Source organism: Candidatus Kuenenia stuttgartiensis (assembly GCF_900232105.1).
Classification (GTDB): domain Bacteria; phylum Planctomycetota; class Brocadiia; order Brocadiales; family Brocadiaceae; genus Kuenenia; species Kuenenia stuttgartiensis_A.
This window is the reverse complement of record NZ_LT934425.1, coordinates 2,271,877-2,293,021: the sequence shown is the minus strand read 5'-3', so window position 1 is coordinate 2,293,021 and position 21,145 is coordinate 2,271,877. Positions and strand designations below refer to the sequence as shown.

At 41.4% G+C, this 21,145-nt stretch carries 18 protein-coding genes and 1 pseudogene; 12 read left to right on the top strand and 7 right to left on the bottom strand.

Annotated features, from left to right (window positions below; translation table 11 throughout):
- The first annotated feature begins 291 nt into the window (after positions 1 to 291).
- The 9 genes from KSMBR1_RS23420 (at position 292) to KSMBR1_RS10490 (ending at position 8,336) form a co-directional block, all read left to right on the top strand.
- Entirely contained in the window at positions 292 to 606 is a 315-nt protein-coding gene (locus KSMBR1_RS23420) for a hypothetical protein (protein ID WP_099325295.1), read from the top strand.
- A 112-nt stretch (positions 607 to 718) separates the two neighbouring features.
- Positions 719 to 1,591: a cytochrome c3 family protein gene (locus tag KSMBR1_RS10520; RefSeq protein WP_230407992.1), complete on the top strand. Its 873-nt coding sequence runs from the start codon at positions 719 to 721 to the stop codon at positions 1,589 to 1,591.
- Between the two features lie 164 nt (positions 1,592 to 1,755).
- On the top strand, positions 1,756 to 3,012 hold the full coding sequence (locus KSMBR1_RS10515; protein ID WP_099325293.1) for a cytochrome c3 family protein: 1,257 nt from the start codon (positions 1,756 to 1,758) through the stop codon (positions 3,010 to 3,012).
- Entirely contained in the window at positions 3,009 to 3,722 is a 714-nt protein-coding gene (locus KSMBR1_RS10510; RefSeq protein WP_099325292.1) for a hypothetical protein, read from the top strand. Before KSMBR1_RS10515 ends, KSMBR1_RS10510 begins: the two co-directional genes overlap by 4 nt.
- Entirely contained in the window at positions 3,719 to 4,408 is a 690-nt protein-coding gene (locus KSMBR1_RS10505; protein ID WP_099325291.1) for an alpha/beta hydrolase, read from the top strand. The genes KSMBR1_RS10510 and KSMBR1_RS10505 overlap by 4 nt, the downstream gene beginning before the upstream one ends.
- A gap of 544 nt (positions 4,409 to 4,952) precedes the next feature.
- Positions 4,953 to 5,075, top strand: coding sequence for a hypothetical protein (locus tag KSMBR1_RS22725; protein WP_261341063.1), 123 nt, complete (start codon positions 4,953 to 4,955; stop codon positions 5,073 to 5,075).
- Positions 5,076 to 5,080: 5 nt separating this feature from the next.
- Complete coding sequence (locus tag KSMBR1_RS10500; protein WP_099325290.1) at positions 5,081 to 5,872, top strand: Fic family protein; 792 nt, start codon at positions 5,081 to 5,083, stop codon at positions 5,870 to 5,872.
- A 9-nt stretch (positions 5,873 to 5,881) separates the two neighbouring features.
- Positions 5,882 to 6,118, top strand: a complete 237-nt coding sequence (locus KSMBR1_RS10495) for a hypothetical protein (protein ID WP_099325289.1) — start codon at positions 5,882 to 5,884, stop codon at positions 6,116 to 6,118.
- 433 nt (positions 6,119 to 6,551) lie between these two features.
- The gene (locus tag KSMBR1_RS10490) at positions 6,552 to 8,336 is read left to right on the top strand and encodes a GmrSD restriction endonuclease domain-containing protein (RefSeq protein ID WP_099325288.1); all 1,785 of its coding nucleotides are present in this window, start codon (positions 6,552 to 6,554) and stop codon (positions 8,334 to 8,336) included.
- A 90-nt stretch (positions 8,337 to 8,426) separates the two neighbouring features.
- On the opposite strand, the pseudogene KSMBR1_RS23415 reads toward KSMBR1_RS10490, so the two are convergent.
- The 3 genes and pseudogenes from KSMBR1_RS23415 to KSMBR1_RS10485 all read right to left on the bottom strand — a co-directional run.
- Positions 8,427 to 8,719: pseudogene (locus KSMBR1_RS23415) on the bottom strand (helix-turn-helix domain-containing protein); the annotation flags it as partial.
- Positions 8,720 to 8,842: 123 nt separating this feature from the next.
- Positions 8,843 to 8,977, bottom strand: a complete 135-nt coding sequence (locus tag KSMBR1_RS22720; RefSeq protein WP_261341062.1) for a hypothetical protein — start codon at positions 8,975 to 8,977, stop codon at positions 8,843 to 8,845.
- A 209-nt stretch (positions 8,978 to 9,186) separates the two neighbouring features.
- A complete protein-coding gene (locus tag KSMBR1_RS10485; protein WP_099325287.1) occupies positions 9,187 to 10,479 on the bottom strand; it encodes an MFS transporter in 1,293 nt (430 codons plus the stop codon).
- Positions 10,480 to 10,985: 506 nt separating this feature from the next.
- Here KSMBR1_RS10485 and KSMBR1_RS10480 point away from each other — a divergent pair.
- Complete coding sequence (locus KSMBR1_RS10480; RefSeq protein WP_157820523.1) at positions 10,986 to 11,243, top strand: glutaredoxin family protein; 258 nt, start codon at positions 10,986 to 10,988, stop codon at positions 11,241 to 11,243.
- 77 nt (positions 11,244 to 11,320) lie between these two features.
- Here the strand turns inward: KSMBR1_RS10480 and ftcD are convergent, their stop codons facing one another.
- The 4 genes from ftcD to KSMBR1_RS10455 all read right to left on the bottom strand — a co-directional run bounded on the left by ftcD (position 11,321) and on the right by KSMBR1_RS10455 (position 18,937).
- A complete protein-coding gene (gene ftcD / locus KSMBR1_RS10475; RefSeq protein WP_099325285.1) occupies positions 11,321 to 12,331 on the bottom strand; it encodes a glutamate formimidoyltransferase in 1,011 nt (336 codons plus the stop codon).
- Positions 12,332 to 12,414: 83 nt separating this feature from the next.
- Positions 12,415 to 14,172, bottom strand: a complete 1,758-nt coding sequence (locus tag KSMBR1_RS10470) for a beta-xylosidase family glycoside hydrolase (RefSeq protein WP_099325284.1) — start codon at positions 14,170 to 14,172, stop codon at positions 12,415 to 12,417.
- Positions 14,173 to 15,042: 870 nt separating this feature from the next.
- Positions 15,043 to 16,599: a hypothetical protein gene (locus KSMBR1_RS10460; protein WP_099323647.1), complete on the bottom strand. Its 1,557-nt coding sequence runs from the start codon at positions 16,597 to 16,599 to the stop codon at positions 15,043 to 15,045.
- Positions 16,600 to 17,266: 667 nt separating this feature from the next.
- On the bottom strand, positions 17,267 to 18,937 hold the full coding sequence (locus KSMBR1_RS10455; RefSeq protein WP_164994300.1) for an SHOCT domain-containing protein: 1,671 nt from the start codon (positions 18,935 to 18,937) through the stop codon (positions 17,267 to 17,269).
- 232 nt (positions 18,938 to 19,169) lie between these two features.
- On the opposite strand from KSMBR1_RS10455, the gene KSMBR1_RS10450 reads away from it, so the two are divergent.
- Positions 19,170 to 20,042 (top strand): DUF362 domain-containing protein, encoded by an 873-nt coding sequence (locus KSMBR1_RS10450; protein WP_099325281.1) that lies wholly within the window; start codon positions 19,170 to 19,172, stop codon positions 20,040 to 20,042.
- A gap of 292 nt (positions 20,043 to 20,334) precedes the next feature.
- Positions 20,335 to 21,144: a molybdopterin-synthase adenylyltransferase MoeB gene (gene moeB / locus KSMBR1_RS10445; protein WP_099325280.1), complete on the top strand. Its 810-nt coding sequence runs from the start codon at positions 20,335 to 20,337 to the stop codon at positions 21,142 to 21,144.
- The last annotated feature ends 1 nt before the right edge of the window (position 21,145 follow it).

Genomic DNA, 21,145 nt, shown 5'->3' with positions numbered 1-21,145 from the left:
GGACAAACTCCGTTTGTCCGTGTGGAAATTAGACGTAGCCCCATTTGCACACGACCACGGACAAGCACTGCTTGTCCGTGCCACCCATATTAAGCTAAAATATGTGTATCAATTTTCAAAAGACTAAAGTGTTACAAACATTCGCATTAAAAATGCTTGGCATATATTGTTTTGCTTAGTAATTACAATTCATCAACGCAATGACTTGTGCAATGGCTATCTGCGTCTTTTCCGAAGAAAAAAGGTATTGACTAAAGAGACATTAGAAGAGGAATACACACTTCATATCTTATGAAAGATTACACGAAAAACAAACGTCCGGATATGCTGGAACCCTTTTTCCCGAACGAAATGTTCCGGTACATTATCGTTGGTTGCTTTCTTGTGGTGCTTGACCTCCTTGCCGTTTTATTTTTCCCGCTCCCGTTTAACCCTGTAAACAAACCGGAACATATTCCGTGGTTTTTCATTCCCGTCTATTTGCTCAAAAAATGTATCCACAACGAATTTGTCTTTATTTTTATTCTTGTGGCAAGCGCCTTGTTCTTTATCTTCCTTCCATTCATTTTCAGAGGAAAACGAAGGCATGATACAAAGCAATCCTGAAAATGCATCAATGGGCAGACGTCTGTTCCCCTTTTTCATAGTTATCTTTTTCTTTCCGATGGCCTTCATTATCAGCGGCTGCATTATTTACCCTGAGCTGGTGGAAACAGGCATGAAGTCACCTGAAGCGGGAAAATGCGGCGATTGCCATATTGATATTTACCATGAATGGAAAGATTCTCCCCATGCCGGAAGTTATACCAGCAATGCCTTCAGGGAACAAGCATTTGATTATTCATTCACTTTTTGCCTTGGATGCCACGTACCGGAAACCATTTTTACCGATGCAAGCATCGTCCCTCGGAATATACATGTTGAAGAGGGGGTCAATTGCAATGCCTGCCATTTAAATGACTGCACACTCGCCGGACCAACCCCTGCCCGCGCCCCACATCCGGTTACCGGGATGAATATGTTTTACAAGAGCAGTGAACTTTGCGGAAAATGCCACGCCGGCACGTATAACGTCTGGAAAGAAATAAAAGACGCCGAAGATAAAAAGACCTGCCAGGACTGCCATATGCCGGAAATAGTCCGAAAACTTATTCAGGATGAACCCTGGCAAAAGATATATCCAAAGCGGGAAGGCAAGCAGCATCTTTTTTCTTTTCAGGAGTTAATTCCCGTTGACGAGCATATGTTGTCCCTTTGCTTTACTAAAATAGTTCAAACAGAAGATGCTATTGAAGGCGCACTTGAAATAACCAATACCGGCATCCCGCATAGTGTACCAACGGGTGACTACGGATACCGGGAAGTGCTCGTGACAATAGAGTTGTTAAATAAAACGGGGCATGTTGCAGGCTACAGAGAGACAAGCCTGTTTGTAGAATTGAAAACAGCGCTGCACTATAAGGAGAAGCGAATGATACCATTCCACTTTACGCTGAAAGATAATGTCTGTACCCTCAGGGCAAGAATGATAAGAACGTCATTAAACCGTGACATATCCATCGTTTTGGCGGAAAAAATATATTCGCATTGATTTTGATTCCAGTGGTTGCGGCTCGTTCCTCACTTGAGATATCTAAGTAGAGACAGGTTTGAAACCTGTCTCTACCATGTAGTGCGACGAACCTCGTCGCACTACAAATGACAATTTCCAGTTTCAAAAGACTAAAGTGTTACGTTGTAAGTGAAGAATAAATCATGTTTGAAGAAGTAAAAAATTTAAATAAAAGACACGCCGTCCGGCTGGCAATCTCTGCACTCATAGCCATTGCAATTGCTGTGGCAGCGCTGTTTTTTACCGTGACGAAGGTGAAGTATACACAATATTGCGGCAAGTGCCATTCGGACGTCACATTCAACAATAAATGCTACAATGTCTTGTCAGGGAACATTGCCTGTATCGACTGCCATGCACCCGAAAACAGAAGCATGAAGGTAATGGCGGTCGAAATGGCGGATGAACGTTGTACATCAGAACTGTGTCATCCTTTACAAAAACTCTCAGAAACGGCAACCCGATTCAAAAAAACAAGAGATTTCCGGCATGCAACACATACAAAGCATTTTCCAGGCAATCTTACGTTGCGCTGTGTCTCCTGCCACTCGCATGGTAATGGCAGAAGACATTTTGAGACAGAGGCCGATACCTGCAATGTATGTCATTTTGCCGGCATGCAACAGGCGCTTCTCACAAGGGAGAAACAACCCATTTCCGAATGTACCTTGTGTCATGCTCCCGTAGAAAAAAACATTCAAATTTACGGCAACACATTTAACCACATTGCTTATGAAGAAAGGAAGAACGTGGGTTGTTCCGATTGTCATTTCGCTGTTGTACAGGGAAACGGCGCCGTTGTCAGGGAGAATTGTTATGTATGCCATCAAACTATTCAGGAAAAGTATACTGCACCGGACATGCATGATATCCATATAATGAATCACAAAACATCATGTGTTGCATGCCACAGTGCCATTATACATACCGCTATGAAGAAAAATGGAGTTGTGCTTTCAAATATTCCGAACCGCACATTTGACCTCTCTCTCTACAAAACGCAATGGATGGTTATGGCGGGAACGGGCGGCGCAGGCATTGCGGACGAACCCGATCCCATGTTTATCGCAACGCTCAATTGCTCTGCATGCCACAAGGACGTATTATTATCAAAAGTAGCGCCGGAGGTATGCAACAATTGCCATGACAGTGGATTTGACAAAATAGTATCTGAGCAAATATCTTTCGTCTCGAAAAGAATGAGGTTGCTAAAGCTTCTTTTGAAAAGGGCAAAAAAACTCCCTCTTCCGAATGCAGGGCATGTTATTACCGAAGCGGAGTCGAATTATTATTTTATCAAGGAAGATGGGAGTAACGGCGCCCACAACATTAAATATGTAAAGGACCTTCTGGAATACAGCATTACGAAACTCAATCAGGTCTTGCAGGAAAGCACATGAAACGATTAATAATCATCGCCTGTTTTTTTATCGCTTCGCTCAATTCACTCACATCAGGGGAAGAAAATCTGTTGATGCGGCAAACACCGTTCGTGTATCCTTCAGGCTCATGCACGGACAGGTGCCACGTAAATTATTTGCATTACCGTACAAAATATAAGGACAGCTTTTTTTTGCACAACCATCATTCTCCCTTACAGAACATTGAATGCTGTGAATGCCATAATAACGATCCGGCAAACACGAAAACACACGGCGGTTTAATAATTGAAGAAAACGACTGCAAAAAATGTCATCACAATGAAGCAACAAATGACGATTGTTTGAAATGCCATTCCGCGGTAAACGACTACCGAAACGGTTCGTTCCGCTATGCGGGCATTCATTCTCCCGTCACCGGAACCCCTGATTGGATGTATAAGGCGGTGTTGTGTACCGATTGCCACAAACAGGAAGAAAACAATTTTCTCTTCCGTGATACCCGCAGTATCTGTATAGAGTGTCATAATGATGATTACGGATTACTCTATGATAAATGGAAAGAGTTTTTGAGAGAAGAAACGCAGCCGGTTATCCGGGAAAACAATAATAGCGCGAAAATGCAAAAGTATGTAAAGCAAATACAACAATATGGCATACACAATATCCAATTATCACGAATGCTTTTGAAAGGCATTCAAAAAGAAAGGGACGTCTCTGCACAACCATGAACATAACAGAAGAACACGTTCATTTCCCTTCTGATAATTTATCCCTCGAGGGAGTATTGGCATACGATGAAAACACAATGCCTTCCAGGGCAATTCTTTTATGCCCCCCCCATCCTACCCTCGGCGGCGATATGGAAAACAATATAATAACGAGCCTTGCGCGTGTTTCGGCAAAAGCCGGCTTTCTCTCGCTCCGTTTCAATTACCGCGGCGTTGGTAACAGCGAATGCGGGGTGAAAGATATTGCAGAAATATTTCACTACTGGGAAAAAACAATGAGCAGTGAAAATTATGCCGATGCCCTAACGGACGTTCATTCAGCTCTAAATTTCCTGGTAAAGCAGTCCGGCAGGGACGCTAAGATATTTATTGCGGGGTATTCATTTGGCTGTATTGTTGGCATGAGAGTAGCGACGGCAAGCGATGCCGTATCGGCATTCGCTTCAATTTCCACGCCATTTGGCAAATATAACCTCAGTTTTTTAAGGGAATGTAAAAAACCAAAATTATTCATATATAATCAAAATGATTTCGCCACAACAGTGGAAGACACACTGCAAGGTTTAGAAAAAATACACTTGCCCGTGACAAGTGAGTTAATAGAAAACAGCGACCATTTCTACCGGGGAAAAGAAGGTATTGTTTCCATGAAGGTGTGTAATTTCTTTGATGGTATCAGGTATTGACAACGACACTCAGGCGGCTCTCCATTTGCGATGTATACTCAAAAAGCTCACAAAATGCGAGTTTTATAAGGGTGGCACGGACAAACCCTGTTTGGAACTATTAGAGTTGCTGGTGTTTTAAGATTTCAAATGAAGGTAACAATTGAAAGCTTCCAAAAATCTTCACACAAAGTAGCCATTATATACCGCTAAATTTGAAGCATCTGTACAATGCAAGTTTAACTATATCACATGATTTTCTTGACTTTATAATTGCAAAGATATAGTTTAACCGCGAGCCTTGATATCGAGAGTTACTATAGCAAAAGGAAACTGGGGGCATTCCCGATTTTTTGTAATTATCTGCACAATGTAACACAAGCATCCTGCTTGTGATATTTAATACACAAGCTGCCTGCCTATACGGGTGGCACAGGCATTTTGTCTGTGCGGAATACAGGCAGGAATGCCTGTACCACCCTTGCAATAAATTTTATTATTCATCTTCCGAAAACCTTATTTTTTTGACTATATTTACAAAAAATCGGGAATGCACCCATCTTCAATGGGAAAAATAGAAGTCAATTATGATTTCAATATTCTGGCAACGCTCAAAGACAAACAACTGCAAGTAGGCAAAGGATTGTCACGGGTAAATATTATTCACGCAAACATTTTTAATCAGTAAACAGTATGGAAGAGTTGCTTAAAAACGATTTACTGTCACCGTATGTATCCATGCTGGATATAGACCTGAATGATGCCTTTTCTTCAATTAAACAAAAAGAATGGACTGCGGATAACTTTAAATTTGCCACTGCAGTATCGGTAATGTCTTCATCCCGTATAGAAGGCGAAACCTTAGAGGTTGACAGCTATGTAAAACACAAAGTGCTCAACATAGAATATCTGCCCAACCTGACCGAAAAGCCCAATGATTTGTATGCCGCCTATGAATTTGCAAGGGACAACAGGCTTAGCCTATCCAATTTTTATAAAGCCCACAGCATAGCTACCCGTCAGTTATTGCCGGAGGCACAACGGGGCGTGATAAGGACAGGTAACATGCTGATTATGGAGCAGCAGTCTCAACGCATACAATACGAAGCTGCGCCTGCATCCATTGTAAAAAAGGAATTTAAACGTTTTTGGGATGAACTGGAAACATTGCTTGCCGGTTCGCCCGGCACCGAAGAGATTTTCTATTATGCATCTTACATTCATTTAGTATTTGTAAAAATTCATCTATTCAATGATGGTAATGGCAGAGCTGCCAGGCTGCTGGAAAAATGGTTTTTAAGTAGCCATTTAGGTCAAAATGCGTGGTATATAGCAAGCGAGTATTACTATTATCACAACCTGCAAGCCTACTACAATAATTTAGCCCGCATAGGATTATTCTATGAAGATTTAAAGTATGAAAAAACATTGCCTTTTCTGCTGATGCTTCCAAAGGCATTGGAAATACAGTATAAAAGCAGTTAAGTCAAAATTATGGAATTAAAATTATATCAACATATACGCAGGCACTTCCTGAGGGAGACGATTGATTTATTCGACAAGTCAACACAGGAAAAAATTGAAGCTTATGATGCCTATATTGGTTTAGATGAAAAAATATTGGATGCCGTAAAGAAGTATCTGAAAGCTTACAACACTTATCTGGAAGCCCGCAAGCAACAGAAAGTAACCCTTAGTTACTATCAGATATTGGCGATTTACTTTACCTAAGTTTTTTTCAGGCAACGTTACAGCAAGGAATTTGAAGACTTTGCAAAAAGTGCATTGGCTTACTGGATGGCAACAGGAAGCGGTAAGACAATGATAGTGCACATCAATGTTTTTCAGTTTATTGAACACAACAAAGGTTTAAAGACCCGGAACTTATCATCACCACACCCGGAGTAAACCTGATACATCAACACGAACGGGAAGTAACGCCATTGGTGGAATACCTGAATAAAATCCATCGAAACAAAATCAGATTTACCATTGACACAGAGGGTTCCGTGCTTCATACGACAGTTGTGGGTCAACAAACAGTAATGCTTCGAATGAACTTTAGTGCTGAAAATCGCCAACTTCGGCAACACGCAAAACGTTGGCGGTCATTGTAAAGACGACACCGAAACCATAAACGAACAGACAAAAAAGGAAAGACTTGATGCAGAAATATTCAGTTAACCAACACTTAATCGAGACAATTTTAGCTTGGGTAAATTCAGGAGAAATTGCAATTCCGGAAATTCAAAGACCATTTGTTTGGGACAGTTCAAAAGTCCGCGACTTAATGGACAGTTTATATCAAGGTTATCCTGTTGGCTATGTTATCGCTTGGAGAAACCCTAACGTAAGGCTGAAAGACGGAAGTTTAAGTGAAGGTAAAAAGGTTTTAATTGATGGACAACAACGAGTAACAGCATTAACAGCTGCAATTCTTGGACAATATATAATCAACAAGACATATCAACAAGTAAAAATCAAAATAGCGTTCAATCCAATTGAAGAACGGTTTGAAGTTCAAAATCCAGCCATTCTTAAAGACAAAACCTGGCTACACGATATTTCAGAAGCAATAAACGGAGACCTATTTGAGATTGCGGACAATTATTTTGAACTAAATACTGATGTTGACAAAAAGCACGTTCGTAACGCTTTCTCAAACCTTATTAACATACCGAAAAAGCAAATTGGTTTAATCGAACTTTCGCCTGACTTAGACATTGAAACCGTTACGGAAATTTTTATCCGCATCAACTCAAAAGGCGTTGTTTTAAGTCAAGCAGACTTTGCAATGAGTAAGATTGCAGCAGACACCGAAAATGGTGGAAATGAACTAAGAAAAGCGATTGACTATTTCTGCCACCTTGCCATTGCTCCAGACTTTTACAAACACATAGTAGATAATGACAAGGAGTTTGCAAAAACAGACTTCTTTCAAAAAATGCAATGGCTCAAAACTGAAAATGAAGACCTTTACGACCCCGACTATAATGACTTAATTCGTGTTACTTTTACTTCACAATTCAACAGGGGCAGACTTTCCGACTTAGTTAGTTTGTTATCAGGAAGAAATTTTGAAACAAGAACATACGAAGCGGAAATAGCTCAACAATCATTTGCGACACTTAAAAACGGAGTAACCAACTTTATCAATGAAACCAATTTCAAAAGGTTTTTAATGATTGTAAAATCAGCCGGCTTTATTTCACCTAAACTAATCCGTTCACAAAACGCCATAAATTTTGCTTACATAGTTTACCTTAAACTGAAAGACCTTGGAGTAAGTTCCGTTGACATTGAGAGTTATGCAAGACGTTGGTTGGTTTATTCAATTCTGACAGGTCGGTATTCAGGTTCACCAGAAAGTGCGTTTGACTTCGACATTAAGCAGATTGAACACAAACCATTTAACGAGATTTTGAACGAACGAGAAGAAGCCGAACTTTCAGAAGCATTTTGGAACGCTTCTTTGCCACAAAGTTTGGACACTTCTGTTGCAAGTAGTCCATATTTCCACGTATTTCTTGCCTCACAAGTAAAAGCTAACGACAAAGGATTTTTATCAAAAGACGTTTTAGTTAGCGACTTGATTTCGCTTCGTGGTGACATACACCATTTGTTTCCAAAAGACTATTTGAAGAAGAACGGGCTTGACCGAAGCAAATACAATCAGATTGCAAACTATGTGTATATGCAGTCAGAAATAAACATTAAGGTGGGCAACAAGCCTCCTAAAGACTATTTCGACTTACTCAAAACGCAAATGATTGAGAACAACAGACAAGTAAGTGGAATTTCGACAGAGCAGGAACTTTTGGACAATTTAAAAGTGAATTGTGTTCCGACAGAGTTGATGGAAATGACCATAGACGACTATCAAGACTTTCTGGCTTTGAGAAGGAAACTTATGGCAAACAAAATGAGAGATTATTACTTCGGACTATGACGACAGAAAAAAAACAACGAACCGCCAACAGGCGTTTGGCGCAATGGTGGGTGACGCGGTTAAATCAAGTGCAGTGCTTCTATCTGGCATTTATACAGGTTGATAGTTTTGTGCTTCTAAGTCCGCCACGGGTGCATTCCCGATTAAGATTTCTAAAGGAATATGAAGATTAAAATGAAGCTTTTTAATCATATTTAAAGTAAGACTTCTTTGATGATTAAAATTTCTGACACTCGACCACGTTTTCCTATAAATGGTTCTAAATCCTTTCTGGATAACTCCATTTGTTCCATTCTGAATCTTAATGCTTCTACCGGATCAGGTGGATCAACTGGATAGTGTTTTTCTTCATATGCTTCCACCAAAACTAAAAGAATATCTAGTATAGCGTTTCATTAAAATATCTACATTGATACCGTCATTGCGAGCGACAGCGAAGCAATCTCTTGTTCCCAAAGGACTTAAGATTGCTTCGCTGTCGCTCCACTCCTCGCAATGACATTTTTTTACGTACACACTTTAACGAAACGATGTACTGGTTTATCTCCTTTTTTTGTATTTTCTTTTGAACCCCAGAGATTTTCAATTTCGGAAAGTGCTTTTTTGTAATCTACTTCTGTTTTTATTGGATAAATGTCCATTATATAACCTCCGCATTGATTTTATTATATTGTTGATAAAGGCGCAAAAGGGGTAACATATTGATCATTGATTTCAAAAATGGGTTTAATCACACATCAAGATATGATCCCATCCCCTCGTGCTCAATCCTCAATCCTCAGGCCACAATCTGCAATTTGCAATTTGTCGATTGCCGATTGTCGATTGCTGACTGCTAACTTCCGACTGCCTACTGTCCGTTTTCACGTAAAGAAAGATATTTTGTTTGCTCAGCACCTTTCTTTTCATCCACAAAAAAAAGCAGTACCCCTCCGGTTATAAAGAGAATCACGATTGACGCGATGCCCATTCGCGAACTCTCAAAAAATATCCCTGTAATGCCGATTAAAACAGGGCCTAGGATAACGGCAAACTTGCCTACCATATTGTAAAATCCGTAAAACTCAGCCAATTGATCATGGGGAATAAGGCGTGAATAAAAAGACCGACTCATTGCCTGAATGCCGCCCTGGACAAGCCCTATAAGGATAGCAAGCCCATAAAACTCATAGGTTGCCTTCATCCTCATTGCCCACATTACTGCAAAGATATAGACTCCGATAGCAATAAAAATCGCATGTTTCGCCCCTATTCTTTCACCCAGCTTTCCAAATACTATGGCGCAGGGAAAACTTACGAATTGGGTGATAAGCAATGCCAGCAGCAAGTCCCTGTATTCGAAACCTATTGACAATCCATAATCAACCCCCATTCTTACTATAGTATCCACGCCATCAATATAAAGCCAATAGGCGGTTAAAAAAAGAACTATCGTTTTCATGTGTTGCATCTTATGTAAGGTATGGGTTAATTGTTTCAATCCGCTTCGGAAAGCAAATTTAGGCGAAATGCGGGGTTCTTTCCCGGGTTCCTTTACAAAAAAAATAATGGGTAATGTAAATATTCCCCACCAGGCGGCAACGGTTAAAAAGGAAATACGTATTGCGTGGTTTGCATCTTTCAGTCCAAAAAATGCCGGGTGTAATATCATCCAAATATTGAATGCAAAGAGTATTCCTCCGCCAAGATAACCCATCGCATAGCCCAGCGCAGATACATAATCAATCCTTTTTTTATTTGTTATTAAAGGAAGGATGGAATCATAAAAGATGACACTGCCTGAAAATCCAACCGTGCCAATTGTGTAGGCAACTGCCGCAAACAGCCAATTACCCCTCTGCACCATAAAAAGCGCTGTTGTTGACAGGACTCCAAGATATGCAAAAAAAATAAGAAACCTTTTTTTATACGACCCGCTATCCGCAATCGCACCAATTATTGGGGCAATCGCTGCCACTAAAAACCCCGACAAAGAATTTGCCATTCCCAAAATCGCAGTACTTTTTGTCACTTCCATACCCTGACACCAGTAATTTTTAAAAAAAACCGGGAAGAATCCTGCCATGACGGTTGTGGCGAATGCCGAATTCGCCCAATCATAAAAACACCACCCCAATTCCTGCCTGTTTTTAAACTTCAGCATATGTTCTTATCCTCAATGTAGGGACTTCACATGAAAATGAAATAAACAACCCTGACAGGGTTCCAAACCCTGTCAGGGTTAATATACCATGCCTGCAAAGACCATGTTGTTTCACTTGGCGTTTCAAACGTGTAGGGTGGATTAAGGTGCGGCTTTTTCGCACCGAATCCACCAATAATAATGGAACGGTGGATTCGCTGTCGCTTAATCCACCCTACTGTCTAAAGGATTTTACTGCACCTTATGGGAGAAAACTTATCATATTTTTGTGCAGGACGTAAGAATAAAATGTCGCTGTAGTGCTACTTTCTTTGCCATTACCTATCTCTTTCATGGCAGTATAATTTGTTCATAAACAATTGAGGCGAATAGGGTTTTTTCGTTGACGGATAACCTTGTTTATGCTTGAATTTTAACTTGACTTGTAAAAGCATCCTGTACGAAAACGCAGACCGTTATAGGGTGTAACAAATAGAATGTCCTTTTACGAAGAAAGAGAGAAAAACATGGCTAAAAATAAATTTAAAGTATTTTGCACCCCGTTTTGCCCGAAATGTAATCAATTGCTTGCATACTTAAACAAGAGAAATGCAGATTACATTTCCTACGATATAGACAAGGATGAAGACGCAAGGAAAGATGCGATAAGAATTGTTGGCACTGATGACATAGAATCTCTCGACAAACTTCCCATTGTCGTTGTTAATGAAGATAAGATATTGTATGGTTTCAATAAAGAAGAAATCGACGCATATCTTGTCTGATAATTCCAGGCTCTTTGCCGAAAGAGGCCTGCCCATCCCTATTTTTGTGCAGGCGAAATCCATCGGTGTATCAATTATCAATTCAGTCCAAGCATATACTCAACAACTTTTTTATCCGGTACAAATTTATTGAGCTGGCTTAATCCCAGTTTTTCTACTGCAACGTTGACAAGGTTTTGTTCATTTTCTTCCGAAGAATAAAAACGTCCTGCCTCAATAATAGCGCCTTTTGGTATAAGGCCGATAACCTCGCTGCCACGGACGTTTACGCCATAAACGTTTGCAAGTTTCTTTATCTCTTCAAAAACAACATGCGGCGGGGTTACTTTATAATTCAGGATGTTGGTGGATACCTGAGTAATTTTGTATTCCTTTAAATCCACGCCCATTGCCTGAACGAATTTCAGCGTACCGGCAACACGCTCCTTTTCCCCTTTTTCATTCAATTTCATTCTCCCCGAAGACCGGATCATCCCTGAAATAGTATTGGCAACGGAAATATCGTCAGTATCAAGATTCACATTGTAAGCAATTAAAAATTCCCGCGCGCCAATCACCGTGGCGCCTGTTTTTTTCACACGGTCGTTAAATACTGAAGGGCCGTAATCAGGCCGCCATTCCGCATCGTTCATTTTTTTTGAAAGGCCTTCATATTCGCCTTTCCGTATGTCCGGGAGCAAATAACGTCGGGGTACATTTGCCGCCTCCGCGTAAAGATACACGGGAATACCAATCCTTTCTCCAACATCCTTACCTAATAAATGTGCGATTTTAACGCATTCAGACATGGTAATGTTTGCCACGGGAACAAAAGGGCAAACATCTGTTGCGCCAATACGCGGATGTTCCCCTTTTTGCAGTGTCATATCAATAACGTTCGCTGCCGTTTCTATTGCAGAAAATGCAGCGTCCCTTACTGCTTCCGGCTCTCCCGCAAAGGTAATTACCGTGCGGTTATAGTCCGGATCAGATTCGACGTTCAGCAATTTCACCCCCTTAACCCTTTGAACCGCATCTGCAATTTTTGCTACTTTCCGGGGATCTTTTCCTTCGCTAAAATTAGGCACACATTCAATTATTTTATTCATATGTTTTCCTTAAAAATAAAAGACCTCTTGCGTTTTATTAAACGCAGGAGGTCTATATAAATATATCTTCTCCGGCAGCACTCTTAGTGGGCTTCCACTACAAATTCTTCTTCATCATTGTAAGAATCTCTTCTGTGGCCAAACAGAGAAACCACCGTCCCGCTTGCAAGCCCGGTAATAATGGCCACGACAAAGGTTATAACAACCCCCTTTATCTGCAATCCCGGCACTGCGCTGCCTGCCATAAAAATTGCTGCCAGACCACCCAATATACCAGGCATACCATGAAGGTTATGAACGCCGCAGGTATCAATACCCTTAATCATTTTCTGAAGCCGTGGTTGTATGAGTGCAAAGCCAATGACACTCAAAATACCGGCTATGAAACCTAGCATCAGCGCTGCCCTTGGCGTTGTATGAGCACAAGAAGAACCGATAGCCACACCGCCGGCAAGTGCGGCATTTGCCATATCTTCAATAACGATTTTCTTTCGAATCAACGTTGTCGCAAGATAAGTAGAAATTGTTGCGGCACATAAGGAAAGAATAGTGTTTATCGCCGCAGTAACCATTTGTGACGCCTCGGCGGCTGCCGCACAAAACGATGGCCAGAATATCCACAGCACCATACTTCCAAGCATCGAATACTGATTGCTTATCTTATCGGACTCAATACCTTTCGAGAAGTCTTCCTTTGTGGTCATCCTTATTATTACGCCCAATCCAAAATATGCACCAAACTGATGGATAACTATCGACCCGCCCGTATCAATGAGCTTCCCCTTTGGTATCAAACCCATTCCATCGTCTAACATAATCCATTCGTTAAGCATATAGGAAGGAACAAACAACAATGCCGCAATAATATACTGAGACATTTTTAATCTTCCCAAATATGCCCCCATTGCAATAAGCATGGACGCCGCACAGAATTCCGCGAGGATTAAACGGTCTATTTGAAATTCCGCTACCTCTCCGAATAGCCCCTTTGATTTTAAGTACATGTAGTAAGGAATAACAAAACTCACGGCAATATAGGTGGCGGTAGCAGCCCCCCAGCCATATCTTTTTACGTAGACCATTAAAAATCCGAAACCTACCATCAACATTGCCATAACGTGAATGGATTTGTTGTATTTATTTACTTCGAGCAATTCCTCCACTGCAGAAGCAACCCCTCCGCCTATTGCACTTATCTTAAAAAAATCAAAGTCCGCATTGGCCGTGGTTTTTTGTTGAGCGTTAAAACCTACCAAGCCGACCTGCGGATGTTTAAAATGTAAGCCGGAAATGTGATCTACGGTCGTCCATGTTTCTCCATTCGTGCTGAAAGCGCCGGAAATACTTTCCCCGGACTTTGTTAATTTTAAATACAACGTTGTCAATGATGTGGCGGCAGATTTCGCACCTTCCGTTTTAGAAACAGACCTGCTCATTACGACGTGCTGTGCGTCATCTTTTTGGCGGGTGAGCATTACATAGTTTTCCTCATCCTCGTATAGGATTATTCCTGCCTGCTGAAACTTTTCTTTGGGATCATACGTTAACCTGGCGACTATTTCAAAATCGCCATGTGGTCCACGGCGAAGGAGTTTAATCTTGTTGTTAACATTTATTTGCCACAAGTCTTCAGCCTTGGATATAATCCTTAAATGCCCCGGGCTTTCGGTAAGACTAATATCACTTTGATTTTCACGTAATATAATCCATGAATTTTCCAGAGATTTCCCATCAAATTCATCCTCAAACAGTGCACTTGCATGAACCTTTGTTCCCTCTATAAACAGAAAACTTATGAGGCCAATAAAAAAAATATACAATACTAATGTCAGTTTTTTCATCACTTGCTTGTCCCCCTTTCTTAAATATACAATATTGGTTTCTGCTCTTGATTACAAATTCCCCAAATACAATGATATTTCTTCACAATTATCACTGTTACTGCAAATTCCAGAAAAATCAAGTGTGCCGCGCATTCAACATTTTCCCTTGCCATTTTACCGCATAAGCTGAATAAAGAAGCATGTTATAACAAATACGCCATGCTATTCACCTTATGCTTACACCGTTACATTGTTTTAAAGATCGAATACAAATCTCTCATAAAAAAATACAAACTCTCCTTTCAAAAAATAAAATGCACATGAAGCGAACGTAAGATTTCAGCCAGTTTCCTAAATGATTTCCACCAATTATTACGCTATATGCACCAATGACGCCTTCAATGTATTGGTCTGTAACTTACCGCTTTTTCGTACGGCCAAAAACAAAGAAGAATCGCTTCACATTGATATTTTTCGGGATATATATATTTTATTCGCAATAAAATATCAAACGCAAAAGTATTGGCAGGATAGGTAACTCAATTTAAACAGACGTCAGGTGTGATAAATGAGCGAAATGTATGCCAGAAAGATGTACGCCGGAAACAGGTTTCCTAATTAGGAGTTACAACGTTTTAGCGGGAAATACTTATTGATGGGTTCTGTCGGGTTGTAACGCTTTAGTTTTTTGAAAAACCAGGGGCGAAGCATTTGCCCGTTTGGGTATGAATGTATTTATGACAATTTACAGCAAATGCTTCGCCCCTACATTATGCGGCAAACATCGCTATTATTGGAATTTTTCAAAAGACTAAATTGTTACCTTTTTTTTCGTAAGTTTTTCTTTGTACTACTATCCATCAATTTCTTGTTTTTTATGCGTGTTTTTCATGCCGCCATTTCCGTAAGTGCTTTAATATCAAGGGCTGAAGCGGTCATCAGTGAACAAGAGAACTTCTGGCCTTTCTCCGTCAAAACATAGCGGTTGGCCCTCGGAACTTTGCGGATTAGACCGTGTGCCCGCAGCATCTTTATCCGTCGGGTCGTTCGTCCGGAATATTTCTTTTGCTGATCCTTGCCGGATTGTTCGGATTCCCGGTAAAGCCACTTACGCAAATCATGGTTGCGGAATCCATTTATCGCGTTTTCGCCTTTGGACAGGAACATCAGCATCTGGTAATCATCCTGCTGCCAGGGATTCAAACCTCGATACCTCTTGCCCTCTTTGACAACCTTGTTACAAGCGCTGCTCACCACTTCTTTCAGTTTCTCCTCTACCTGAGCCGCCGCCAAAGCATCCCCATAACGATCATTGCATTGTTGGCTCACCTCACACCGTCGATGAAGATCGCTTACGCCCTTACGCATCTTCTGCCATGACGCCGGTTTGCCTTCATCATCATTGGGACTCCGAAAGACCTTAAAGTCCCGCGTATTATTGATCGTTGTCTCAATACGCAAGAGACTACCGCTCTTGTTATACATCTTCACTGAATTATAATTCACACTGTGCTTGACCCGTATACCTTCATAGCGTCTTCGATAGTCGCTGATAACCTCATCAGGGGCAGCGCCTGCAAGGTTACGCCTACCCAAATACTTCATCACCGAAGAACTGTCGCAAACCCGCATCGCATGATGAACAAACGATGGAAACAACTCCTCCAATGCCTCAACCGATTTAAACATGATGTCCGTCGCCCACTCCGTCTCATCCGCAGACCAGTAATACTCCGGTTCCAACGGACGAAGAATCTGCGACAATGCCGGGCAACTGCCCAACGCAAGCCCGTTCAGCAGCTTCGCCCAGTCAGTCTTAAGCTGCTCATGGAGCAGAACCTGCGCAGCCGCAATATCCTCTATACGCACAAAACAGTTGCCGTCCTTAACATAATCAATACCTTGCTTCTGAAGTTGCCGCTCCAGCCAATGACGACCATTGAGACAAATGAAAATATTAAACGGCGCCCAACTCTGGATACGAACATGACCAAAACCAAACACTGGATCATTAAAATAATGATACACAAAGACACACTTGCGGGGCGCCATTACCAACTCGAGCTTCTTGCTGGCCTTGTTGCCCTTGACCATCGGCGCAATACAAGGCTCTACCACACTCAACAGGCAGATGGAACCTTCCGTAATCCTCTTATCCGCCGCGATCTGGCGAGCCAACTTCTCCTTATCAACACCGCTGCTCATCAAATACCGCACCTCGATACCCAAATCTTTCGCCCGCGATTCACAACTGTCTCGCACCTGTGCCGTAAGCCCATTGACCCAACCGGAAAAATCCTTAAGCAGAATTCTCGCTTGGTTCATGAATGTTCCCATCCCACGCTCACTGGCCAACCACCGCAATGTCCCGCGAAAACGAATCCTGTCCAGACCGCTTATTGCACCCACGATCCTGTCTCGATATAATTCCATCAACTTATTCATAAGTAGTGTCCTCCAAATTGTCTGATTACTATTTACGAGGATACTACTATACTTTATAATAAACTAAAAATCACCTTTTTGGTTGCGGCCAAAGGCCGCGCTAGGCCCTTTGTGGTTAAATCCTTTTTGGTTACGGCTTTGCTGCGATATGTATAGCCAAAAGCTTCGTAACATTTTAGTCTTTTGAAAAACGTATTACCTATAAGCTCCGTAGGAGCAGCCTGTTTGTAGCAAAATAGGATATTATAACAGATATTAGCTCCGTTAGGAGCGACCTGTCTCTTGTAAATCCATATTAAACAGGTCTGCCTGAATATGGACAGGCCGCTCCTACGGAGCTATTTACCTTATTGAATTTTATTGCGCTACAAACAGACCGCCCCTGACGGGGCTACATGGTATTTTTCCTATCCCGGGAATTTTTCAAAAAACTAAAGTGTTACAAAGCTTCTGATTTTCTAAAAATGTAGTGCGAATCGCCTGCATTTGCCGGTTTAAGTTTCAAAAACCTGACTTGTTTGACTATATTTAATGACAAAATCCCCCTGCCAGCAGGCAGGAACAATATAAAACGTGAGGTTCAAGTTGCAAACTTGAACAAGCCATGAGTGGGAACGCTCATTGGTGCGTTTGCGGGATAAGAGGCGCGTCGATGGGTAAAATATGGTCAATTGCTTGTCAATTGGGCTTTTTTGGCTTCATAGTCTTCTTTGGTAATGATTCCTTGTTCCATCAATTCACGAAGTTCTGATAATTTTTCATTGTTAACATCTTTATCAATAATATCAGAGGTAAAAACATCCCTACCTGTTAATTCCTTGTATTTGAACCGGTAATCTTCTTCTGTAATAAGCCTGTCATTATATAACCCTTCCAGCTCGCTTACTTTTTCATTATAGGGGTTCTCATCAAAGGCAAAAGACCCTGATTCCTCTTTCACGCTTAATTCATTATACTTATGCCGGTAATCTTCCTCCGTTATCAACCCCTCTTTATATAATTCTTTAAGGGCGCTAAGCTTTTCTTCTCTGTCAGCGCCTGGTGGAGGAGGAATCGGAAAGGTCTTTTCTTCTGTTTTAAGTACCAACTCCCTCTTTTTTATTTCAAAATCTTCTGCTGAAATCAGGCCTTCCGATAGCATTTCATGCAATAGCCTTAACTTATGATCCGTTGGCAATGTCTCAATCGCTGAAGTTCCCTCATAACCCTCCCCTCCCTGTCGTTGTTCCCCTCCCGGTTGCGTATACGGCTCTTCCTTATAATAGGTCTCTTCAATATCGGTATGCTTATCTAATGGTGCATTGGGTAAACGGTATGTATCTTCCGGTAGTTGTGCATATTCATCAACCTTTTTTAAGAGCGCAGCGTCTTTTTGGGGCAAGTCTCTTTTCGGCAAATTCTCTGGTTCTGCAAAGGTATATTTCTCTCCACCCATGATCAGTGCATCTTTCTTTTTTTCATATTCATCGGCGGAGATAATCCCTTCTTCTTTTAACTTCAAAAGGCGGGTAAGTTTTTCATGCAAACTTACGATGTCCACTTCTGGAGGCTCAACAGACTCTGCATTTTTTGCCTTTTTTTTACCCCTCTCTTTTAACGTTAGATAATCGTATGAAGCAGTACCTTCTTTTTTTGTTTGAAAATCCCGAACATCGGACAAGGGCAAAGCAGCTTTTTCTTTCATACCTTCCTCTGCTGTCGCAACTTTCTCCGTTTCTTCGATAATTTCTTTCTCTGTGCCTTCCTCTGATGAGACTTCAACTTCTTCCTTTATTTTCTTTGCAGTAACACCTGCAAGCCGTTTTTCTTCTTTTGCCCCCCGGTCTGTCTTTTTCTCTTTTTGTGTAAATTTCTGATCCCTACCATCAAAAGGCGGAGAAAAAATTGAAATAGCCATAAATGCTTCATCGCCGGTATTCACAAATTTGTGTACCGTTTTGCTGGGAATCTGCAAAATGGACCCCGATTTTACCATGTATCTCGTACCGTCAAGTATCGCAATAGCGTTGCCCTTTTTCACATAAATAACTTCATCATGGCGTTTGTGGTAATGTGAGGAATATTCGGTATTTTCACGCAATTGAAGCACATGCATGCTGGAATTTCTATTCTCACCAACATCGGTAATTTTTACATCTTCACCTTCCAGAAGAGGGTTCTTTTCCACGACATCCTCAATATTTTGCACACTAAAATCGAAAATATCCGGGAATTTAGTGGGATGCTTCAGTGATTCTACAAAGTTTGACGGATAATACTTAACGGTCGTGCAGCCAATGCCGACGAATAAGAGGACGAGAAGTGAAAGGGAAAAGGGGGTTCTTTTTATGTATGCCATTATCGCTATGTTTAGTACAATATTTAGTATAGGGGCGAAGCATTTGCTATAAATTGTCATAAGTATGAATATTACCTGAAAATTATTTAAGGGAAAGTAAAATGTCTGTAAAAAGCATTGAAAGAAGATTATTTCTTAAAAAAGCATTGCTAATGGAAGGAGGTTTTGCGCCACTTCAATCCTGGCAAAATACCTGAAACATTGTTCAGCACACTTTGCCCATGGAAATGATATGCAACCTGCAGTTCTTCCCGATGTAGTTATCGGGCGGGATGATGCCGTTGTTGCTGACAATGGAAACGTAAAAGAATCAAAAATAACAAATCTCCTGCATACAGCAGTTATGCAGCTGGCAGGCTCTGCCTCAAAAGAGCATGCATGGCAGAGGCTTTTTCGTCCATACGATATTGTAGGCATCAAACTAAACTGTCCTTTCGGCCGTATTATGTCGTCGCATGTAGCAATAGTAGATGCCATTTTCCATAGACTCAAATTTGCCGGAGTGAAGGATGTAAACATCATTGTATTTGAACGGTATAACAGGGAACTTGAAGCGGCAGGGTTTCGGGTGAGGCGTGCAACCAAAGGCGTGCAATGTTTTGGTACTGACGAATTACCGCAGGGCGGTTACGACTCCGAACCCCAGATAGCCGGAAGAGTGGGAACATGTTTCAACAAAATAGTCTCTAAAATGTGTACCGCCATCATTAACGTTCTCGTCCTGAAAGACCATGCCCTGGCAGGCATTAGCGTTGCCATGAAGAATTTTTTTGGAGCAATGCACAATCCGAACAAATACCACACCAACAATTGCAATCCCTATATTGCAGAACTGAACAGCCATCCCTATATCGTAAACAAGGTCAGGTTTATTGTTTGTGACGTCATACTGGCGCAATACAACGGAGGCCCCCGGTTACAAGCCTCAATGGACATGGAATTACAACGGCATTATTGTAGGAAGGGACCCTGTCGCTTTCGACAGGATATGCCATACTATTATCGAAGCTCAGAGAAAAAAGATGAAACTTCCCTCTTTACAGCAAGCTCGCAGGGAGCCAAAATATATCTCCACTGCTGCCATGCCCGGATTGGGAACAGATGATCTCTCAAAAATAAACGTTGTCTCTATTTAATGGCTTTCGCTTGCCAGCAGTTGGCAGTTGGCAGATTGTGGATTGTGGAAATTATTATAAAAACCTCAATTTATTGAGATGTTACGCAAAATGCACGTTCTCTAAAATGTATTGATTTGCTCAATAGCATTTGTTATCATTTTTTCTCAAAAGATATTTAAGCCTTGTAAAGCTCAGTGGATACAAAGCGGGCCATGTTATGGTACATGGCCTTTTTTCTACAGATAATTAACAACTTGGCAAATAGGTTAGGAAAAAAGCATGTCATTATCATTTACTGAAGAACAAATAGAACGATATTCCCGTCACATTATTCTCCCCGAAGTCGGAGGCAAAGGCCAGCAGAAGTTATTGAATGCCAGGGTGTTTCTGGTAGGTGCGGGCGGCCTTGGCTCTCCTGCCGCATTTTATCTTGCCGCCGCCGGCGTTGGAAAAATCGGAATTGCCGATGGTGATTGTGTTGATTATTCAAACCTGCAACGCCAGATATTACATTCTGCAAAAGACGTCGGGCGCTCCAAGGCTATTTCGGCGAAAGAGACCCTTGAGGCATTAAATCCCGATGTAGAAGTCATTCCTTATACCGAACGGTTAACTTCCGGCAATATCCTTGATATTATTAAAGATTATGACGTAATACTTGACGGCGCCGATAACTTTCCCACCAGATATCTCGTGAACGATGCCTGCGTTTTTCTCAGAAAACCGCTTTCGCACGGCTCCATTTTCCGCTTTGAAGGACAAGTAACCACCATTCTGCCATTTGACGGGCCTTGTTACCGCTGTCTTTATGAAGAGCCACCGCCTCCGGGCTTAGTGCCTTCTTGCAAAGAAGCTGGAGTATTGGGGATATTGGCAGGCGTCATTGGCACCCTCCAGGCGACAGAAGCAATCAAACTCATTCTGGGAAAAGGACAGTTATTAAAAGGCAAGCTACTAATATATGATTCCTTAAACATGGAATTCAAAAAGGTGAATGTCCGGAAAAATCCCAATTGCCCGGTATGCAGCGATAAAGCTACGATCAAGGAACTTATCGATTATGAAGAATTCTGCCAAATAAACACTTAAC

Coding starts and splice junctions, on each gene's coding strand:
- KSMBR1_RS10455 (WP_164994300.1), bottom strand. CDS start 18,937: ATGGCATACATAAAAAGAACCCCCTTTTCCCTTTCACTTCTCGTCCTC.
- KSMBR1_RS10470 (WP_099325284.1), bottom strand. CDS start 14,172: ATGAAAAAACTGACATTAGTATTGTATATTTTTTTTATTGGCCTCATA.
- KSMBR1_RS10500 (WP_099325290.1), top strand. CDS start 5,081: ATGGAAGAGTTGCTTAAAAACGATTTACTGTCACCGTATGTATCCATG.
- KSMBR1_RS23420 (WP_099325295.1), top strand. CDS start 292: ATGAAAGATTACACGAAAAACAAACGTCCGGATATGCTGGAACCCTTT.
- KSMBR1_RS10495 (WP_099325289.1), top strand. CDS start 5,882: ATGGAATTAAAATTATATCAACATATACGCAGGCACTTCCTGAGGGAG.
- ftcD (WP_099325285.1), bottom strand. CDS start 12,331: ATGAATAAAATAATTGAATGTGTGCCTAATTTTAGCGAAGGAAAAGAT.
- KSMBR1_RS22725 (WP_261341063.1), top strand. CDS start 4,953: ATGGGAAAAATAGAAGTCAATTATGATTTCAATATTCTGGCAACGCTC.
- KSMBR1_RS22720 (WP_261341062.1), bottom strand. CDS start 8,977: ATGGACATTTATCCAATAAAAACAGAAGTAGATTACAAAAAAGCACTT.
- KSMBR1_RS10510 (WP_099325292.1), top strand. CDS start 3,009: ATGAAACGATTAATAATCATCGCCTGTTTTTTTATCGCTTCGCTCAAT.
- KSMBR1_RS10460 (WP_099323647.1), bottom strand. CDS start 16,599: ATGAATAAGTTGATGGAATTATATCGAGACAGGATCGTGGGTGCAATA.
- KSMBR1_RS10515 (WP_099325293.1), top strand. CDS start 1,756: ATGTTTGAAGAAGTAAAAAATTTAAATAAAAGACACGCCGTCCGGCTG.
- moeB (WP_099325280.1), top strand. CDS start 20,335: ATGTCATTATCATTTACTGAAGAACAAATAGAACGATATTCCCGTCAC.
- KSMBR1_RS10485 (WP_099325287.1), bottom strand. CDS start 10,479: ATGCTGAAGTTTAAAAACAGGCAGGAATTGGGGTGGTGTTTTTATGAT.
- KSMBR1_RS10520 (WP_230407992.1), top strand. CDS start 719: ATGAAGTCACCTGAAGCGGGAAAATGCGGCGATTGCCATATTGATATT.
- KSMBR1_RS10490 (WP_099325288.1), top strand. CDS start 6,552: ATGCAGAAATATTCAGTTAACCAACACTTAATCGAGACAATTTTAGCT.
- KSMBR1_RS10480 (WP_157820523.1), top strand. CDS start 10,986: ATGGCTAAAAATAAATTTAAAGTATTTTGCACCCCGTTTTGCCCGAAA.
- KSMBR1_RS10450 (WP_099325281.1), top strand. CDS start 19,170: ATGCAACCTGCAGTTCTTCCCGATGTAGTTATCGGGCGGGATGATGCC.
- KSMBR1_RS10505 (WP_099325291.1), top strand. CDS start 3,719: ATGAACATAACAGAAGAACACGTTCATTTCCCTTCTGATAATTTATCC.